Origin of the sequence: Mucilaginibacter pedocola (assembly GCF_002013915.1) — a bacterium.
Lineage (GTDB): Bacteria > Bacteroidota > Bacteroidia > Sphingobacteriales > Sphingobacteriaceae > Mucilaginibacter > Mucilaginibacter pedocola.
In genome coordinates, this window is sequence record NZ_MBTF01000038.1 from 78559 (window position 1) to 97164 (window position 18606).

Here is an 18606-nt window from a genome sequence, read left to right on the forward strand (position 1 = left end):
CGCAAACGCTTACCGAGCTTTGTGGCGTTCCGCATTTTGCAGGGTTTGGCGGGTGGTGGCCTATTGTCTACGGCGCAAGCTATCTTACTGGAAACATGGCCGCCCGAGCAAGTGGGTACCGCCACGGCCATCTTCGGGTTGGGGGCAGTTTTTGGTCCTACCGTTGGCCCTACCATCGGCGGGTATATCAACGATCATGCATCGTGGCAATGGATATTTTATGTTAACATCCCCGTGGGTTGCCTGGCGCTTGTTGGGACGCTGATGTACATCCGGCCAACCCCATCAACCGGGAAAGACGAGCCTATAGACTGGTGGGGCATTGCGTTGTTAGCCATTGCTGTGGGCAGCCTGCAAACAATACTCGAAAAAGGCGAAGACGAAGATTGGTTCGCACAACCTTATATCATTGTGCTAACCGTGGCAGCGGTTATAGGCACGTTGCTGTTTATCTGGCGCGAGCTTAGTACCGACCACCCCATTGTTAATTTCAAGATCATGCGACACCGCAGCTTCTCTATGGGGATGATCACCTCGTTTGTGCTGGGCCTTGGCTTGTATGGGTCAAACTATGTGTTTCCGCTGTTCACGCAAAGCTTGCTGGGTTTTTCGGCGCAGCAAAGTGGCGAAATACTGTTTCCGGGTGGTTTGTTCACCGTATTTTGTATGCCCTTTGTGGGTATTATGCTGAATAAAGGCGTACCCGCACAGTTAATGGCTGTTACGGGGATGATCTTGTTCTACATATGTTCTATCATGCTAAGCCACTCCACGTTATCATCCGGAACCGGCGATTTCTTTTGGCCGCTGGCCATACGCGGTATAGGTTTAGCCTTGCTATTTGTGCCGTTGACTACCTTGGCCATAGGCAGCCTTCGCGGTGCCGAGATTGGGCAGGGCGCGGGTTTAAATAACATGATGCGCCAATTGGGCGGCTCCTTTGGTATTGCCGGTTTAAATACGCTCATTCACATCAGGCAAGCCGTGCATCGCAATAACCTGCTGGTGAATATCACACCTTACAATTCGGCACTCACAGAAAGGCTGAATATACTGGTACAGGGATTCCGGGCTAAGGGCCGCTCGGTTATGGATGCCACGCAAATGGCCTACGCCGCCATAGAGCGTTCGGTGCAAAAACAAAGCCTGCTTTTGAGTTATAATGATGCCTACTGGATAGTTGGCATAGTGATGCTCTGTGCCATTCCGCTGGTTTTTCTACAGCCCTTTGTGAAGGGCCAGAAAGCCGTTGCCGATACGCATTAACACTTACCGAATTTATTTGTAAAGCATTTTTTTAGCTTTACAAATAAATTCCTGTACAAATGCCCATTGATAGCGGAGCGTCGACTGAAGAAAAGATAAAGGCTGCGGCCAGAAAGATATTTACGCAAAAAGGGTTCTTATCCACCACCGTACGTGATATTGCGGCCGAGGCGGATATCAACCTGGCTTCTGTAAATTACTATTTCAGAAGCAAAGAAAAGCTTTTCGAATCCATTATGGATGAAACCATTAGTGCGCTATTCGCGAGGATAGAGCCGGTGCTGAATGACCGAAACAAGTCCATTTCGGAAAAGCTGGAGATATGCGTGAGCTATTACATTGATAACATGCTGCAAAACCCCGACTTTGTTTTTTTTACCGTGGGCGAGATCATGAGCGGCCGGCTGGAAAACCCGGGTATGGTTAATAAGATAAAAACATTGGAACAAACGCACTTTGCACAGCAACTTAAAGACCTTGGCACCGAGGGTAAGATCAGTTTCCACCCTATAAATTTGCTTTGGAATATTACCGGCATGACCTTTTTCCCCTTCCTAACGCGCCCGCGATTACTGGAATCGGGCTATTTTAACTCGGAGGAATTTGCGGCATTGATACAAGAACGTAAAAAATGGGTACCTATTTGGATAAGCCAAATGATTGGCAACTGATTAATTCCCCAAATGGATTCACTAAACCATGCAATATACGCTACAGGTACAACTAAGCGCCCGGGTTATAAATAACGTATAAGCGCCTCCAACAACTGTTCTTTATCCGATTCGGCCTCTTTTAAATTATCTTTCAGAAGCGATTCAATATCCGCTACTCCAAAACTCTTGGTTACGATTTGCATTGACCTGTAAGATGCTGCCGATACGCTTGCGGCCATGTATAAACGGCTGATATTTTTCATATCATCGTCCGGTGTATCGTCTGTTGGGGTAATTGATGTTTCGGTATCGTCGGCGTAGAAAGTGGCTGGATTTTGATCATTATCCGCAAAAGTTGAACCGCCTAAAATAGCGAGCATTAAAATTATGCCGCCCAATTGTTGCCTGATATATCGTGCTGTTTTGGCAATGGCTTTCTTCGCACCCGGCAAATGGGATTGTCGAGCAAGGCGCGGCAGAGCAGCCTCGAGGTTGGTTTGTACCATATAAACCTTCCCGAGTTTTTTTATCAAAAGCTCCCTTACTTTGTCCCCGCCGGGAATTTGACCATGTTCCATTTGCCCACGTTTTCGTTCACACTTTATAATAGGCTGAAACAGCATCATGGCATTTATTCCGATGCTGTATCGCTCATCTTTGTATATAAAGATAATAAACTAAATCGATTTTCAACGCATCCGCACGCTTCCTGAAAGGTTTTATGTGTTTTCAACACGGGATGGGCTCCTTTGGCATCAAAACAGTAAGGCCCCGTTTGCAAGGTACCGCAGCGATATTAAATGCCCTTAATTAATTTATAGGTTTTAACCGGTGCACGCTTCCCGACTTTAAAACTACAGGGCCTTTCTCAGAAAACACCTCTATACGGTCAAAAGGTTCGGTAGGATAAAAGGTATCGGTAAATACAACTTCGCCGTTAGCTGCAAATAACTCCAGCGAGGCTACGTCAATTAAGATGTGCCAGTCGATATCCTTGCCTTTACTTTTATACGAGGCTTTTTGTACCGAGGCGTAACGCCCGTGAAACTTAATACCGGTAGCGTTGGTACGGTCGGCAAAAAACTGTTGGGTGTTGCTGTCGTAGTAAACGGTTATGTGTTCGTTCAACTTGTTTTTAAACCTGATGCCATATTTTGCAGGCAGGTGTTTCCCATCAAATACCAGGCGTATATCAACAGGCGATTTTGCAAAAGAAAAGCCTGAAGATAAATTGAAAACAGTATCAACAACCGTTTTTTTCACTTTAAACTCATCGCCATACAAATTTGAAAGTTCGCTAACCGGTTGTGTTTTTATCCGGTAACCTTCAGCTGTTTTTATCACGCTCAGTTCCCGGGGGAAGGTGGCTGCACCGGCCCAGGTATGGGTAATGGCGTTATGTACTGCGCCACCGTACTGGTGCGATTGCATCCACCCCACAAATATCCGCCGGCCGCCGGACACATTATTAAAGATATTGCCTGCGTAATTATCCTTCCCGTGGTCGAGCCACAAAGTATCTTTCTGATCACTTGTAAAACTTTTGCCATCAAAATCGCCAATGAAATATTGAGTGGCCGTAGCCAGCCGGTCTATACCATTGGTGAGGTCCACTACACTTACCAAAAGCACCCATTTCATTTCGTTGGTTCCGGCAACTTTCACCGGGAAAAGGTCCGGGCATTCCCATGTGCCTATATGGTTACCTTTCCCTTCGCCAAAATCATTCAATACTGTCCAGTGCAAGCAATCGGGAGAAGAATAGAATTGTATTACCTTGCCAGCAGCAAGTGCCATTAGCCAGCTATTGGTTTTCTCGTTCCATAAAACTTTAGGGTTGCGGAAATCTTCCAGCCCGGGGTTCTTGATAATGGGGTTACCGGCATATTTTTTCCAGGTTCGGCCCTTGTCTACGCTATATGCCAGGGCCTGGGTTTGCTTCAGTTGTGCTTTAGGATCGTGGTAAGTAAAAATTGCCAGCATAGGTGGATTTTCTGCTGTGCCCAATCCCGATGTATTTTTCAGATCAGCTACACAACTCCCAGAAAATATATAACCAAGGCTATCAGGCGCCAATGCAACGGGGAGGTGCTCCCAGTGCATCAGGTCCTTGCTAACAGCATGCCCCCAATGCGGTCCGTCAGGGCCACCTTTGATTACGTGCTGATAAAACAAATGGTACTCCCCGGCATAGTAAACCAATCCGTTTGGGTCGCTCATCCAATCTTGTTTCGGCGAAAAATGCACCTTTGGCCTAAAAGCTTCCGTTTTTTTATAAATATCAGAAACCACCTGTGCATCAAGCAAATGCGGGGCTATCAAAAATAGAACGATAACTATTATTTTGTTCATCATGTTTTTTAATTGCCCCGCGCTTACTCAAATATTTCGGAGGGCCGATATATATCCGGATTCTAATAAGTATTAAGGCCAAATAGATTTCACAGTGTAAACCTCGAGATTCTTGATATCGATATTGTTACCCCAAAAATGAAGCCCTTCTGTATTTTTTGCATCAGGCTTCCTGCTCATCGAATACGAATAAACCCCGCCGTCAATAAATACTTCAATGGTAGTGCGGTCAATATAAATATCAGCCGATATCTCCATACTCGTCATATCCTCGGGCGAGTAAAAGGTGCCGTTCACCAGGTTGGCATTCATATCATAATCAATAATGTGCTGCCCAAACAGGTTCAACCCGGCGCTGGTGGCATGCGAAAGTTTGATAGTCGTTTTAATGCGCAGGCGGTCGGCATCTTTATACTGCTTCAACTTTTCGTTGGCATCATTCTGTTTAATGTCCGCCCATTGGTTCGCTTTATCAAACAATTGCGCGGTTTCTTTAACCGGCTGGCTAAATAACCTGATGCCGTCTTTGGTGGTTTTCAGCGTAAGCTCGGTTGGCAACAACATCATACCATTAAACGGCATGCCCGGATGCGATACGCGCGACCAGCCTATTTGTATGCGGCGGCCATCTGCTTCAGGGATGTTGGTGTAGGTTTGGGCGGCGTAAATAGTGCCCGTGCTAAAAAAGTGCTTGCCCGATTCGGGGGTAAACTTTTGGCCATCAAAAGAGCCTATCATGTAGGTGTTAGATGCACCATACATTACCCATTTGGTTTTGCTTTTATCGCCATCAACAGGCAGTTCGAACAGATCCGGGCATTCCCAAAAACCGGTGGTGTGGCTCTTAAATTCCCAATCTTTAAGGTTGGTGGAGTTGTAGATAGAGTGCCCGTCGCGCTCGTTCAATACCAGTACCCAATGCTTACCGGGTGCATACCAAAATACACGCGGGTCGCGGGTATCGTGGCTGTTCCATTTAGCTTTTGAGTCTATCAAAGGGTTCTTGCTGTACTTTGTCCAGGTACGCCCTTTATCAAGGCTATAGGCCATACACTGTACTTGTTTTTCTTCAGAGTCAACAGTGTAAGTGGCTATCATGGCCGGTGTATTTCCTTTATTGAAGCCCGCAGTATTGTTATAATCTATTACGGTAGAACCTGAGAACATAGTCCCCAGGTTATCGGGGCGCAGGGCATCGTCCAATTCGTCCCAATGTATCATATCCTTGCTTACTGCATGCCCCCAGGTCATGTTCTCCCATTCTTTTTCGTAAGGGTTATGCTGGTAAAACAGGTGGTACTCGCCTTCATAAAATATAAGGCCGTTAGGGTCGTTTATCCAGCCGCGGCGGGTAGTGAAGTGGAACTGCGGGCGGTTCTTTTCGTGATACATCGAATCCTGTCCGGCAATTTTATCGTCCTGGTAAATTTTTGATAGCCCGGCACCATCGCCATCGTAGCTTATGGTAATGGTTTTGCCTTTTAAAGCAGTAACATCGTTAAATACCCAATAATCCGGCTCCCCGGTGGCCAGCCTTATTTTGAAGTAACGCTCTTGCTTACCCCCTATTTTAAACTGCATATTGCCCCTGGCCTGCGCCTGCGCCACGGGTAGGTTAAGGTAACGCTTGGTTATTTTGATATTAATATCGGCCGCAAGCGCCGGTATAGAAGTACATAGCAGCAAGCCGGCCGCTACAAATGTTGTGAATTTACCTTTCATAATGGTTTTTGTTCTATTAAAGTTTTTGATCCTTTTTTGCCGTACCAATAGGTGGTGGCCGCAAAGTCGGCGCTGCCATTTTCCCAGCCCAGCGTTTCTACATTGTATCGAAAATGTTTTGTAAAAGGCACGGCATCTAAATTACGCGTGCGTGTAAAAGTGTTTTCGCCGAACGAGTCTTCGTTATCGGCCCTTGTGGCATTAGCAAAAGGAGTTTGGTACAACACCACCGGTGCCCACGAAGTATTGTAATAATCTTCCAGCCCGGTGCCAAACTCTGATGGAAAATCTTCGCCATCTACCCAAAGTTTCTGGTCGCCCTCGCCATACCATTTATGCATATGGTTATTTACGGCCAGCGTTTCTCCAACAAATACCCCCTGCCCTTGTATGTTATTTAAGTCCCATTCGGTAGGTTTATCCTGTTCAGTGCGTTTTATGGCAACATTCTTTTCTAATCGCCAGTCGGCATGAAAATACAGGCTTCGGGCCGTCCAGGCACATGGCTTTGTAGAGAGGGTAAGTGTAATATCAAGTGCGGTAGCATTTTTATTCACCAAAGATATCTTCCCCTTCCGCTGATACGGCATAAACCAACGCGCTATCATTTTATCCTGCGGAATAACGATGCGGTACCAGCTATTTACAGCATTGTTGCCTGCACCGCTTCCGAAAAAATCGCTTACCGGGCAGTAAACTGTGCGTTCGCCGTCAAAGTCAGCAGCCAAAAACAAACCTCTTAATACCTCATCGCTAAAACTGCCGGCACCGTTAAGTTTCAATTCCAAGTAAGTAACAGCATGGCTACCTAAGGGCAATGTTAAGCCGGCTTCACTATTAGGTGCTACTGTAAGCTTGGTAGTATTCTTTTTTGCCGCAGCGTTGTGTTTAAGCGGGTTTAGTAAATAAGCGTCAATTTTTGCCAGCAAGTTTTTGTTAGCTTCAAATGCTGCGGTAGTAAAGGTTTCTACAGGCGTACCCGCAGCGTATTTTCTAAAATTGATCTGGTAGTAGCGCTTTTCAACAATATTCTTTTCAGGGTCTTCCCAGGTTACCTTACAGTGCTTTTTGTAGGGCAGCGGTAAATACAGAGTACTGCCGCCTTTTGCCTCTGCCTCGTAGCTCGAGTGCGGCGCAAGTAGGCCTCTACCCAAAGCTAAAGGGAACTTCATCAGGTCGTACCCCGGTATTACTATTTGCGCTGTTCGCTCGTTATCAAAATATATGCGCAGGGTACCGGGCCGTTTAAAAGTTGTTTCCCAAAAACGCACTATGGCACCGGAGCCAGCTTCGTCCATCATCACATACTCTGTACGGCCATTGTTTACTTCAGTCCTCAGAAAATTAGTATGATCTTCATTAGCGAACCATCCGGGTTGCCTGGGCGCAACAGAGTGCCTGTCGTAACTGCTAACCTGTTTCAATACATAGGATGGGTTTGGCAGGCTGGCCACCGAAGCCGGGTTAGTAAGCTCGGTAAGCAGCGTAGTAAGCGATACCTTGCTTTGCGCCTTGCAAACACAAGCGGCAAGCAATAAACAGCAAACTAAATTTAGCTTTCTCATCTATCGTATATTAATTGTTAGGTAGCCTGTTTGGGTTTATATAAGTTCAAATATAGTGGTTCCTAAACCGATTTTGTACGCTTACTCGTATGCCGGTTAATGCCATCATACTACTATATTAACAATGTAAGAAAGCGCCCCTGCAAGGGGGCACTTCTTACTAACCAACAACCGGTCTCGTATCCGGAATATTTTTAAAAGGTTGTTACCACCCGGTATTTTGTTTGTAAAGCCCTTTACTAAAGTTGATCTGGTTTAAAGGGATCGGCAAATACTCGTCGCGGTTCTTTTTAAACAAGGCATCGTTTAAATGGGTAACGCGGGTTTTCTCTTTAGTAAAATAAGCGTTTAAGTACTCTGCTGCTATACCCCAACGCACCAAATCGAAAAAGCGGTAGCCTTCCATTGCAAACTCCAGCCTGCGCTCAAAGCGTAATGCCTGCCTTGCGTATTCGTTTGTCCAGGTGCAGTTTACGCCTGGTTGGTACGTGCTCACGCCATAGTTAGAGGTAAAGCTGCCATCGGTCATTTTCAACATCGATGTGCTGTTTGCTGCGCGGGTGCGTATGGCGTTAATTAAAGGCACAGCCTCCAATTCGCGCCCTAATTCAATTAAAGCCTCAGCTTTCATCAGTATCACATCGGCATACCTGATCACCATCCAGTTTTTAGCGCTCGACATAAACGGCGGGAAACGTTTAAATGCAGGGTCGTCAAAAAGTACGGTTTCTTTCATGCTTAGCATTGGGCCATAAATTTGCGGCGCGCGCGACCATGAGTTTTGATAGATAAACGATGGCCTGTATTTATACGGGTGCCCCGGTATTGCGGCGGTATGATCCATACGCGGGTCGAAGGTGGATGTTTTATAATCGCCTGTTTTGGCAATTTCTTTGTCATTATACCCGGCAAAATCCGGCAAGCCTTGCGATGTTGTAGCAAACGCGTTAATTAAGTTATAACTCGGCACATGAAAACCGCAGCAGCCGTACTCTTTATTCATGGGGTAATTTAACGAGTGCCCGTTATCTATACGCCCGAATGGTGTATTATCATTGATAGAGTACTGTATAGCAAAAACCGACTCGCTGCCATTATCAAATTGCGACAGAAAATTATTTGCATAATCGTTATAAAGCGAATAACCGCCAGCCGCTACTTCGTCGCACAAGGTAACAACTTCGGCAAGTTTGGTTTTATCGGTGCCGGTTACGTTATTGTTCTCATCCTGCGTGTAGGCCTGGTAAAGCAATGTTTTGGCGAGGTAGGCTTTTGCCGCATATTTATTTATCCTGCCTTTATCGCTCTGGGTTGCCGGCAAAGCATCCGCAGCCGAACGGAAATCGTTAGCTATTTTAGTCCACAGCTGGTCGCTCGAGTAGCTTCTGTTAGATACGGTATCGTACCCTACTTTCGGGATATTCTCATCAATGTACGGCATGTATTTATACATGATCTTGAGCAAAAAGTAGAAGTGCGCACGCAGGAACTTCGCTTCGGCCTGCCTTTCCTTTTTATTAGGGTAAGTAGCCTCAGGCATTTCGTTTATGCGCCTAAGGGCATCGTTGGCCCTGCCCACACCTATATAGAGCCTAAACCAGGTTTGGTCAGATGCGCCCAAATCCACACGGTTCAATGCAAAAGTTTCGTAAGCATGAAAATCGCCCACATCACCGGGGCCATCGCCACCTTTGTAAGCATCGCCGCTTCGTACGCTACCGTACGACCATAAGTCGCTATACGGCGCCACAAAAGCATCGTTACCTAAGGCCGAATAGGCCGAGATGAGCATTTTATCTACGTTTTCGGGCGTGTTCAGGTCATTGTCAGACACCGTGCCCTGCGGTTGTTCGTCCAGGTATTTTTTGCAGCTTGTTGCTAAAAAACAGCAGGTAAGCGCAAGTAAAATATATTTTTTCATGTTAATGAGTATTAAAAAGATACGTTAAGGCCAATTGAGGTAATTACAGGTATCGGGAAGCCGTTACCGGGGTTTTCCGGATCAGGTGCCGTGTACGATTTTGATTTGATGTTCAACAGGTTACTTGCCTGGAAGTAGATGCGTGCGTTTTGCACTTTGTATTTACTTAAAAGCCCTTTTAAGTTGTAACCCAACTGCACGTTCCTCAATTTAAGGTATGAGCCTTTTTCGATAAAGTAAGTTGAAAAACGGCCTTCGTTATTCCTGTCCACAGTAGTAAGCGCAGGTATAGTTGACGAAGTGTTTTGCGGAGTCCACGCGGTTAGTACCCTCGAGCCCCAGTTAGCACCCGGCTGCAGCGATGAAAAATCGGTTAAGCCTTTATAGGTATTGTTAACATCGTTACCCTGTACGCCTTGCAGGAAGAACGAGAAATCGAAATTCTTGTAAGTGATATTGGCGTTAAAACCGTACAGGAAGTCCGGGTCGCCCGAGCCTATGTAGTCGCGGTCTTTATCGTTAATAACGTTATCGCCGTTAAGGTCTTTATAGCGTATGCGGCCAACACCTTTACCCGGCTGTGCAGCGGCTGCATCAACTTCGGTCTGGTTTTGGAAAATACCATCAGCCACGTACCCAAACATCGAGTTAACCGAACGGCCAAGGATGGTTTTATCGGTTCCGTTACCGGGGTACGAGGTAAGCACCTCTGATGGCAGGCTGGTAATTTTATTTTTGTAGGTAGAGAAGTTGCCCGATAGTTCAAACTTCCAATCGTTATTAATAACGGTAGAATAGTTCAATACAACCTCTAAACCTTTGTTGGCCACGGCAGCTCCGTTAGCAAAGCGGGTACCACCATCGCCTTTTACAGCAAGGTAGGCAGGGCTTATTAATATACCGGTGGTGTTTTTTGTAAAGTAATCTACGGAACCGCTGATCTTATTATCGAACAAGCCGAAATCGATACCGTAGTTGTTTTCGGTTTTCTCCTCCCACCTGATGTCGGGGTTGCCGGTTTGTATCAGCACGTAGCCCGATTGCAGCTGGCCGGTACCGGTGCCGCCAATGTCATAAGCTGTACCACCATCAAAAGCACCGGTTGGGTTGGTACCATAAATTGGCGAGTACAACGAATAGCTTGCGTAGTTACCAATTTCCTGGTTACCTGTTTTACCCCAGCCGTAACGTAGCTTAAGGTCTGAAATGAAAGGAAGATTTTCTTTAACGAAGCTTTCTTCACTTGCACGCCAGCCAATTGATGCCGCCGGGAAGGTACCGTAGCGGTTGTTGCTACCAAAGCGCGAAGAACCATCGCGGCGCAGGGTAACCGATGCTATATACCTGTCGTTATAAGAGTAGTTCACCCTGCCGAATACCGACAGCAGCGCATTACCCGAGCCGCCACCGCCATTGGCAATATTGGTAGAGCCTGCATTAAGGTACGCATAGTTGATGTTTTCTAACGCATACCCCTGCCTGCTGCCCGAGAGCGAACGATTCATTACCTTTATCTGCTCGTGCGCGGCAAGCACGCTAATTTTGTGTTTATTAAGGTTTAAGCTGTAGGTCAACTGGTTTTTCCATATCAGGTTACCATCGTAAGAGGTATTGGCCGATACGGCGTTAGAAGGGTCTACCAGGTAGCCCGATACGTACGATTTACGCAGGCTCCTGCTGAAGTTGTTCGCATAATCGATACCGTAGTTGGTAGATAGGGTAAGGTTTGGCAATATGGACAGGTCGGCATAGGCGTTACCGAATATACGGCCCAGGTGGTTAATGTTTTGTTTGTTATCCTCTATCAGCCTAACGGGGTTTTGCCTGTCGGCCATACCTGCCGATGGGCCGCCCCAGCCACCATCAATAGTGTGCACCGGTATTATCGAAAAATCTATCAGCGATAATATGGTGATATCGCCCAGTGGCAAGCTTGGGCTGCGTATGTACGATGCCGAGAAGTTTTCGCCAATTTTTAACCTGCCGTTGAATAACGAATAATCGGAATTGAACCTGAGGGTAGTTTTTTGGTTACGGGTTTGCTTGATGATACCCTTGTTGTCATAGTAGCTAACAGAGAAGAGCGAGTTGCTGCGTTCGTTACCGTTAGATACGTCTAAACTATACTGTTGTATTAACGATGTTTGCGATATCTCATCAAACCAGCGGGTATTTGCAGGTTTCATGGTTTTTGCCGCATCTAAAAATTCGGGCAGTATAACGCGGTTTAGTACCGGGTTGTTAAAATCGTTATTCCAATCGTATTGGTAAGTTGAGTTGAGGTTAGGGTTTTGCTTATCGTTAACGGCCGCCTGCCAGTATGCCCTGCCGCGCTCGTCGGTATTCAATACATCAAGTTTAGAAGTATTAAATTGCAGCGAGCTTGATGCGTTGAAATTGATACGGCTTTGGCCGCTCTTGGCTTTTTTAGTAGTAACAATGATAACGCCGTTAGCTGCCCTCGAGCCATATATCGAAGCCGACGATGCATCTTTAAGCACCTGGATAGATTCGATATCGTTTTGGTTAAGCTCTTGCAGACCACGGGTGGTTGGCACACCATCTATTACATAAAGCGGGTCGTTATTACCCAAGGTACCAATACCCCTTATCCTTACGGTGGCGCCGCCGCCCGGGTTACCATCGGTGGTAATGTTTACACCGGCAATACGCCCCTGCAAAGCTTTAATGGGGTTACCCAATGGTACATCCTTTATATCTTTGGTATTTACTACCGATACCGCTCCCGTCAAATCCTTCTTTCTTTCTTTTTGGTAACCTGTAACAACCACCTCATTCAGCTCGTTGCTGCCGGGCTGAAATTGCACATCAAGCGGCGCGCCGGTATCACCAACTTTCAGGTCGATGGTTTTATAACCCACGAACGAAAAGGTTAATGTTTGGCCCGCAGAGGCCTTAATTTTGAATTTACCGTTTACATCGGTAAAGGTTGAGGTTTGCGTGCCGGCCACCACAACGGTAACGCCGGGCAAGGGCTTTGCCTCGTGGTCTTTCACCACGCCGCTCAGTTCTTTGGTCTGAGCAAAAGCTCCGCTTGCCAGTATGACAAGCAAGGAACAAAAAAGTAGTAGTTTTCTCATTTGTGTATTTATTAGGTTTGTATTTGATTCAATTGTGTTGTGGTTTTTTCAAACCCGGGCGGGGTTACCGCCTTATCATATTGCTTTGCAGCGCCCACCGCCGCCGGCATTATTAGTGCATTACAAAACTTGTTTCTATCTGCTCCAGGCTACGGCCTTTGGTTTCGGGCATAAACTTCCATACAAAAACAAGCTGGCAAACCATCATGATACAGAAGAACGAGAAGGTGATAGCGCCCCCTAACGATTCGGCCAGGTATGGGAAGCAAAAAGCGATGATGGCTGCCATAAGCCAATGGGTAGAGCTACCGAGCGTTTGCCCTTTTGCGCGCACCTGGTTGGGGAATATCTCTGAAATAAATACCCATATAACCGCGCCTTGCGAGAAAGCGAAAAACGCGATAAACACCATCATATACATAGGGATAGAAAAACCGCTGAGGTGCCCTAAATGAAAGGTAATGGCTACCAGGAAAAGCGATGCAATAAGCCCGAACGAGCCCACCAGCATTAATATGCGGCGGCCAACCTTATCTATTATATTGATACCAAGCAGGGTAAACACAAAATTGACAAGCCCGATACCCACGGTAGACAGAAGGGATGAATGTGCGCCCAGCCCGGCCATCTCGAATATGCGCGGCGCGAAATAGATAATGGCGTTAATACCCGATACCTGGTTAAAAAAAGCGAACAGCACGGCCAGTATCAACGGCGTTTTATACTGCCCCGAAAAGAGGCTCGCAGCGGATGCGCCCTGTTGCAATGCCGAGTTTTTTATCGACTCGAGTTCTTTCTCGCACTCCAGCGGGTTAATAATGCGCAGTATCTCCAGTGCTTTTGCGGTTTCGTTCTTTTTAAGCACCAGCCAGCGCGGGCTTTCGGGTATAAAATAAATGAGGCAGATAAACAGCAGCGACGGAAATGCCTGTACGCCCAGCATCCAACGCCATGATGCCTCACCTACCTGGCTAAGCAGGTAATTTGACAAGTAAGATACCAGGATGCCCAGCACTACATTGAACTGAAACAGGCCCACCAAGCGCCCCCTTCTATCGGCCGGCGATACCTCTGATATATAAATGGGTGCAGTTACTGATGATACGCCAACACCCAAACCGCCAAGCAGCCTGAAAATGAGGAATACATACCAATCATGCGCAAGGGCGGTACCTACTGATGATAGAAGGTAGGCAGCGGCTACAAAATAAAGTGTGTTTTTACGCCCGAACATATCTGAGGGCCGGGCGCCTAATAAGGAGCCTATAACTGTACCGATAAGAGCTATTGAAATAGTGAGCCCGTGCTGAAATACCGACAAGTGCCAGAATTGTTGAATAGATTTTTCTGCGCCTGATATTACTGCGGTATCAAACCCGAACAGGAACCCACCAAGGGCCACGACCATGGACCACGCCAGGACGGAATGTTTTCTCATAAAATTTATTGAAGGGTGTTATTGGTTTTAACTATCGCAAAGTAGGGCGATATGCCGGGTGGCCGTTATTGGTTTTATACCAAAAATGTATAAATATCAACAGGTAATTAATAAATTGATTTTCAGCCAAATAAAATTAAGCGTTACAACACAGGCTTATTTAACCTTTGGTTATGTTACACGCTATTTACAGTTTTGATACATGTTTGAAGCAAATTTGAACACGCTCCGACAAGCCTATTTGCTCTGTAAAATAATTTATTTATACTTTTGATTAACCAGTTGTGCAAAACCAGTTTCAACAAAACATCTATTTATTATTTAACAAAGCATTATGGCTTTAATGCAGAAGCTGCGTATTGCAGCCTTATTTGCTATTATAACTTTATTGTGCCTGCCCGGTTGTAAAAACACCAAAGATGCGTCGCTATACACCATCGGCTTTTCGCAGTGCATAGGGTCCGACCTTTGGCGCCGCAACATGCTCGATGAGATGAAAATGGAATTATCCTTGCATCCCGGAGCTAACTTTATTTATGCCGATGCCGATGGCAACAGCAAAAAGCAGGCAGAGCAGGTAAAAAACATGCTGAACAAGGGCATAGACCTGCTGATAATATCGCCCAACGAAGCACAACCCCTCACCGGTATTGTAGAACAAGCTTACAATAAAGGTATCCCGGTTATAGTGATCGACCGTAAAACTGCTTCGGCACAATACACTGCCTATGTGGGTGCAGATAATTACCAGGTGGGCAAAATTGCCGGCGAATACATGCACACCATATTAAAAGGCAAAGGCAAGGTTGTTGAGGTAATGGGGCTACCCGGTTCATCGCCCGCCATTGAACGCCAGCGCGGCTTTTACGATGCTTTAGCACAATACAAGGGTATACAAATAACAAAACAAGTTTATGGTGACTGGCTGAAAGAAAATGCGCAAAAGCAACTGATGCAAATACAGCCCGAGCTTAAAGATGCCGACGCCGTTTTTGCCCATAACGATGTTATGGCTACGGGCACGCGCGAGGTGCTGGATAAACTAAAGCTGAGCAAAAACATAAAAGTTTTGGGTATAGATGCCCTGCCGGGTACCGGCGGCGGGTTGCAAATGGTATCGGCCGGTGTGCTTGATGCCAGTGTTGTTTACCCTACAGGTGGTAAAGAGGCCATCATGACCGCCTTCCGCATATTAAATAAGGAGCCCTTTAGCCGCGAAACCATTCTACAATCGTTGGTTATTGATTCTACCAACGTGCAGCTGATGAAATTGCAATGGGGCAAAATAAGCAGCCAGCAAAAAGATATTGAGCGGCAACAAGCGCTGATTGCCGAACAGCGCGATATTTATAATAACCAGCAAATGGTGCTCAACATTATTGTGATAACACTGGTGTTGGCGATAGTATTTGGGGGGCTGGCATTTTATTCGCTTACCGAAAACCGCAAGACCAACAAAAGCCTCGAGGCGAAAAACAACGAGATTTTGTTGCAGCGGAACCAGTTGATAGACATGTCGGCAAAGGCCGAGGCAGCCACCGAAGCTAAACTGAATTTCTTTACCAATATATCGCACGAGTTCCGCACACCGCTAACGCTCATCTTATCGCCTGTGGAAGATATGATGCGGAACGAGAAGCTGAACACCACGGCAGGTAAAAACCTGTTGCTCATCCACAAAAATGTATTCAGGCTGCTACGGTTAGTAAACCAACTGATAGACTACCGCAAAATAGAATACGATAAGCGGCAGGTAAGCGTATCGCACAATAACCTGGTGGCCTTTGCTAAGGATATAGTAAATAGTTTTCTGCATAACGCAAAAAAGAGGAACATCAGCCTAAGCCTTAGCAGTAAAGAGCCGGTTATAATGGCCTGGTTTGATACCAATTTGCTTGATAAGGTATTTTTCAACCTCATATCTAACGCCCTTAAATTCACTAACGATAATGGGCGTATTCAATTGCTATTATCAAGCAATAAAAACGTTATAGAAATATCCGTTCAGGATAATGGCGTAGGTATGGAACCTACCGAAGCGGAGCACGTGTTCGATCAATTTTACCAGGCAGATAACGGCATGGCAAAAGGCTCGGGCCTTGGGCTGGCATTGGTTAAACAAATTATAGGGCTGCACTTTGGCACCATAACCGTTACCAGCAAAAAATGGCAGGGAACTACATTTTGCATAACCCTGCCCGCCGATAGGGATAGCAGTTTTGCAACGCAGCAAAACAACGCTACTCCCACCCCTATTGAAGAACGCGCCAAAGTTTACACAACCGACCTTGACGAACTACCCGTTGTTGAAAACCGGGAAGCATTTGACCCGCTAAAAGAGCACTCGATATTAATTATTGAAGACAATACCGACCTGCTGAATTACCTGGGCGAAAAACTTGGCGCCGGGTATGAGATTTTTTTAGCAGATAACGGCACACAAGGCCTTAACGACGCATTCCAAAACGTGCCTGACCTTATTATCTCCGACGTGGTGTTGCCGGGTTTATCGGGCAAGGCCATTGCCGAAACTTTAAAAACAGATATGCGTACTTCGCACATCCCTATTATACTGCTTACTGCCCAGGTAAGTATGGAACAGCAGATAGACGGTGTAAAAAGTATGGCAGATGCCTATATAACCAAGCCTTTTAACTACGAGTATTTACTGGCAACCATTGAAAACCTTATACACAATAGGGTTATATTAAAAGAGCACTTTACCAGCGATGTAAGCCATGGCACAATGCCGGTATCTAAAACGCTGGATAAAAAATTCCTGAACGATTTTTCGGGCATTGTGGAGCAAAACCTGGCAAACGAAAATTTCAATGTAGACGATATTTGTAAAACACTCGGCATATCCCGCGTGCAACTCTACCGCAAAGTAAAGGCCCTGCTTGGCTGCAGCATAACAGATTATATTTTGAATCGCCGCCTTAAAAAGGCCAAATACTTGCTTATAAACGAAAGCTATTCTATCTCCGAGATAACTTACATGGTTGGTTTCTCCAGCCCCAACTATTTCTCAACAGTATTTAAGGCAAAATATAATTGCACCCCAAGCGAGTTTAAAAAACAACAGGTGCAGTAATATCAAAGGGTTGATGTGCCGGCCCTAATCAAGGAATCTGCCTTGCTCCAAAATACACATTAAAATATCAACATAAGGCTGCACCATCATCTATGGCGCAGCCTTTTTACTTTGGCAAATACTGAGTTTTTATCGCTCGCCATGGTAATTTATCATTCTCCATAACCCTGATTATCAACCTTGACGACTAAGATATGATAGGCGAATAGGAAAATATTCAGCATTAGGCGCAAATTTTGGCAAGTAGCATAAGCTTAAGCGAACTCAAGTATCGCGCATTCTCCCCTCTACATATTATATCATATTTTCCACAAAAAATATCTATCAATAAAACCCGGTTGTTTTACAAACATATTGCTGTAGATTTAAAAAGTTAACCAAAACCAACAGCGCAATACGCTCTGCAGTTAATTATAAACTTATAAACAAATTTTCCTAAACCTTAACAACATCTACTTAATATGGGTGACAATTCCGCCTATGGCAAACCTTTTGTCGAAAAACAACTCCAAACCTTAGCAAACCATCTATTATTAACATCAGAAAACATACCGGAAATTGGATTATACAAAGGAAAAACCGGCATTTGCCTTTTCTTTTACCTGTATTCATCCTATTCAAAAACTGAATTTTATGATAATTCAGGCGGCGAGCTGCTCGAACTGATATTTGAGCAGGTACCTGCCGAAACCGATATCAGTTTTGCTACCGGACTGGCGGGCCTTGGCTGGGCAATAGAATTTTTAAGCCGGAGAAAATTAATTGATGCCGATACCGACGAGGTATTGGCCGATATAGATGAAGCACTGCTTGAGTGCTATACCGGGAAAAGTTCAACTGCTGATGATGATTCGATGTTGCAAATAGTACCGTATTTATTGATGCGGGAAAGCAGCAAACCGCGCGTTGAAGATGATGCCTGTTTAAAAATACTCCGGCAGTTAAAATGGCTGGTTGATTTGCAAATTCAGTCGATATTCCAAAACAGGGATGCTAATTATCAGCATCGCCTATCGATAGATAACTTGCTGAATGTTTTATACCATTTAATCGCAAACCCAAATGCCGGCGGTAATAATTACGCATTCCTGTTACCCACACTAAATGCAGTAACGCAAATTAATAACGACAACCTGCTTGCAGAATTTACAAAACTTACACACCTGTTACTGGCACTGCAAACCAGGGTGAGCGATCCTCAAATCCACCATCAATTCCAATTAATAATTCAACTGCTTAGAAACCAAACCGCGGCAATAAGTAACCATCATGGGTTTGCAGCTGAAGTAAACTCTATAGCGAAAAAAACTTCAATTGACCTAATATACCAACTACCACTGCACCTACAGCCTGAGCACAATGGCCCGTATCAATTAAGCGACGACACATTTTGGCACGGCATAGTTGAAAACATAAATAAGCATAAACCCGGGCTTGACGGGCTTGCCGGTTTGGGGCTACATATTTTAAACCGGGCATCATAACCTTATCATC

At 45.5% G+C, this 18606-nt stretch carries 11 protein-coding genes; 4 read left to right on the top strand and 7 right to left on the bottom strand.

All coding sequences use genetic code 11. From position 1 onward, the window contains the following. Positions 1-21 precede the first annotated feature (21 nt). Together BC343_RS28155 and BC343_RS28160 are read left to right on the top strand one after the other, a co-directional pair. Entirely contained in the window at positions 22-1266 is a 1245-nt protein-coding gene (locus tag BC343_RS28155) for a DHA2 family efflux MFS transporter permease subunit (RefSeq protein WP_238381889.1), read from the top strand. Positions 1267-1325: 59 nt separating this feature from the next. Next, positions 1326-1937, top strand: coding sequence for a TetR/AcrR family transcriptional regulator (locus tag BC343_RS28160; RefSeq protein ID WP_078351154.1), 612 nt, complete (start codon positions 1326-1328; stop codon positions 1935-1937). A 65-nt stretch (positions 1938-2002) separates the two neighbouring features. Here the strand turns inward: BC343_RS28160 and BC343_RS28165 are convergent, their stop codons facing one another. From BC343_RS28165 to BC343_RS28195, 7 genes are all read right to left on the bottom strand, one after another. Beyond that, positions 2003-2545 carry a DUF892 family protein gene (locus BC343_RS28165; RefSeq protein WP_078351155.1) on the bottom strand — a complete coding sequence of 181 codons (543 nt, stop codon included), beginning with the start codon at positions 2543-2545 and terminating at the stop codon, positions 2003-2005. Between the two features lie 184 nt (positions 2546-2729). Next, on the bottom strand, positions 2730-4274 hold the full coding sequence (locus BC343_RS28170; protein WP_078351156.1) for a glycoside hydrolase family 32 protein: 1545 nt from the start codon (positions 4272-4274) through the stop codon (positions 2730-2732). Positions 4275-4343: 69 nt separating this feature from the next. Beyond that, a complete protein-coding gene (locus BC343_RS28175) occupies positions 4344-5993 on the bottom strand; it encodes a 2,6-beta-D-fructofuranosidase (RefSeq protein WP_078351157.1) in 1650 nt (549 codons plus the stop codon). Further along, positions 5990-7558, bottom strand: a complete 1569-nt coding sequence (locus tag BC343_RS28180) for a glycoside hydrolase family 172 protein (RefSeq protein ID WP_078351158.1) — start codon at positions 7556-7558, stop codon at positions 5990-5992. Before BC343_RS28180 ends, BC343_RS28175 begins: the two co-directional genes overlap by 4 nt. A 205-nt stretch (positions 7559-7763) precedes the next feature. After that, complete coding sequence (locus BC343_RS28185; protein WP_078351159.1) at positions 7764-9479, bottom strand: RagB/SusD family nutrient uptake outer membrane protein; 1716 nt, start codon at positions 9477-9479, stop codon at positions 7764-7766. An 11-nt stretch (positions 9480-9490) separates the two neighbouring features. Then, positions 9491-12580, bottom strand: coding sequence for a SusC/RagA family TonB-linked outer membrane protein (locus BC343_RS28190; RefSeq protein ID WP_078351160.1), 3090 nt, complete (start codon positions 12578-12580; stop codon positions 9491-9493). Between the two features lie 112 nt (positions 12581-12692). Beyond that, a complete protein-coding gene (locus tag BC343_RS28195; protein WP_078351161.1) occupies positions 12693-14018 on the bottom strand; it encodes a sugar porter family MFS transporter in 1326 nt (441 codons plus the stop codon). Between the two features lie 334 nt (positions 14019-14352). Between BC343_RS28195 and BC343_RS28200 the strand changes: the two genes are divergently transcribed. Both BC343_RS28200 and BC343_RS28205 read left to right on the top strand, forming a co-directional pair. After that, entirely contained in the window at positions 14353-17112 is a 2760-nt protein-coding gene (locus BC343_RS28200) for a substrate-binding domain-containing protein (RefSeq protein ID WP_238381890.1), read from the top strand. A 461-nt stretch (positions 17113-17573) separates the two neighbouring features. Continuing rightward, on the top strand, positions 17574-18596 hold the full coding sequence (locus BC343_RS28205) for a lanthionine synthetase LanC family protein (RefSeq protein ID WP_078351162.1): 1023 nt from the start codon (positions 17574-17576) through the stop codon (positions 18594-18596). Positions 18597-18606 lie beyond the last annotated feature (10 nt).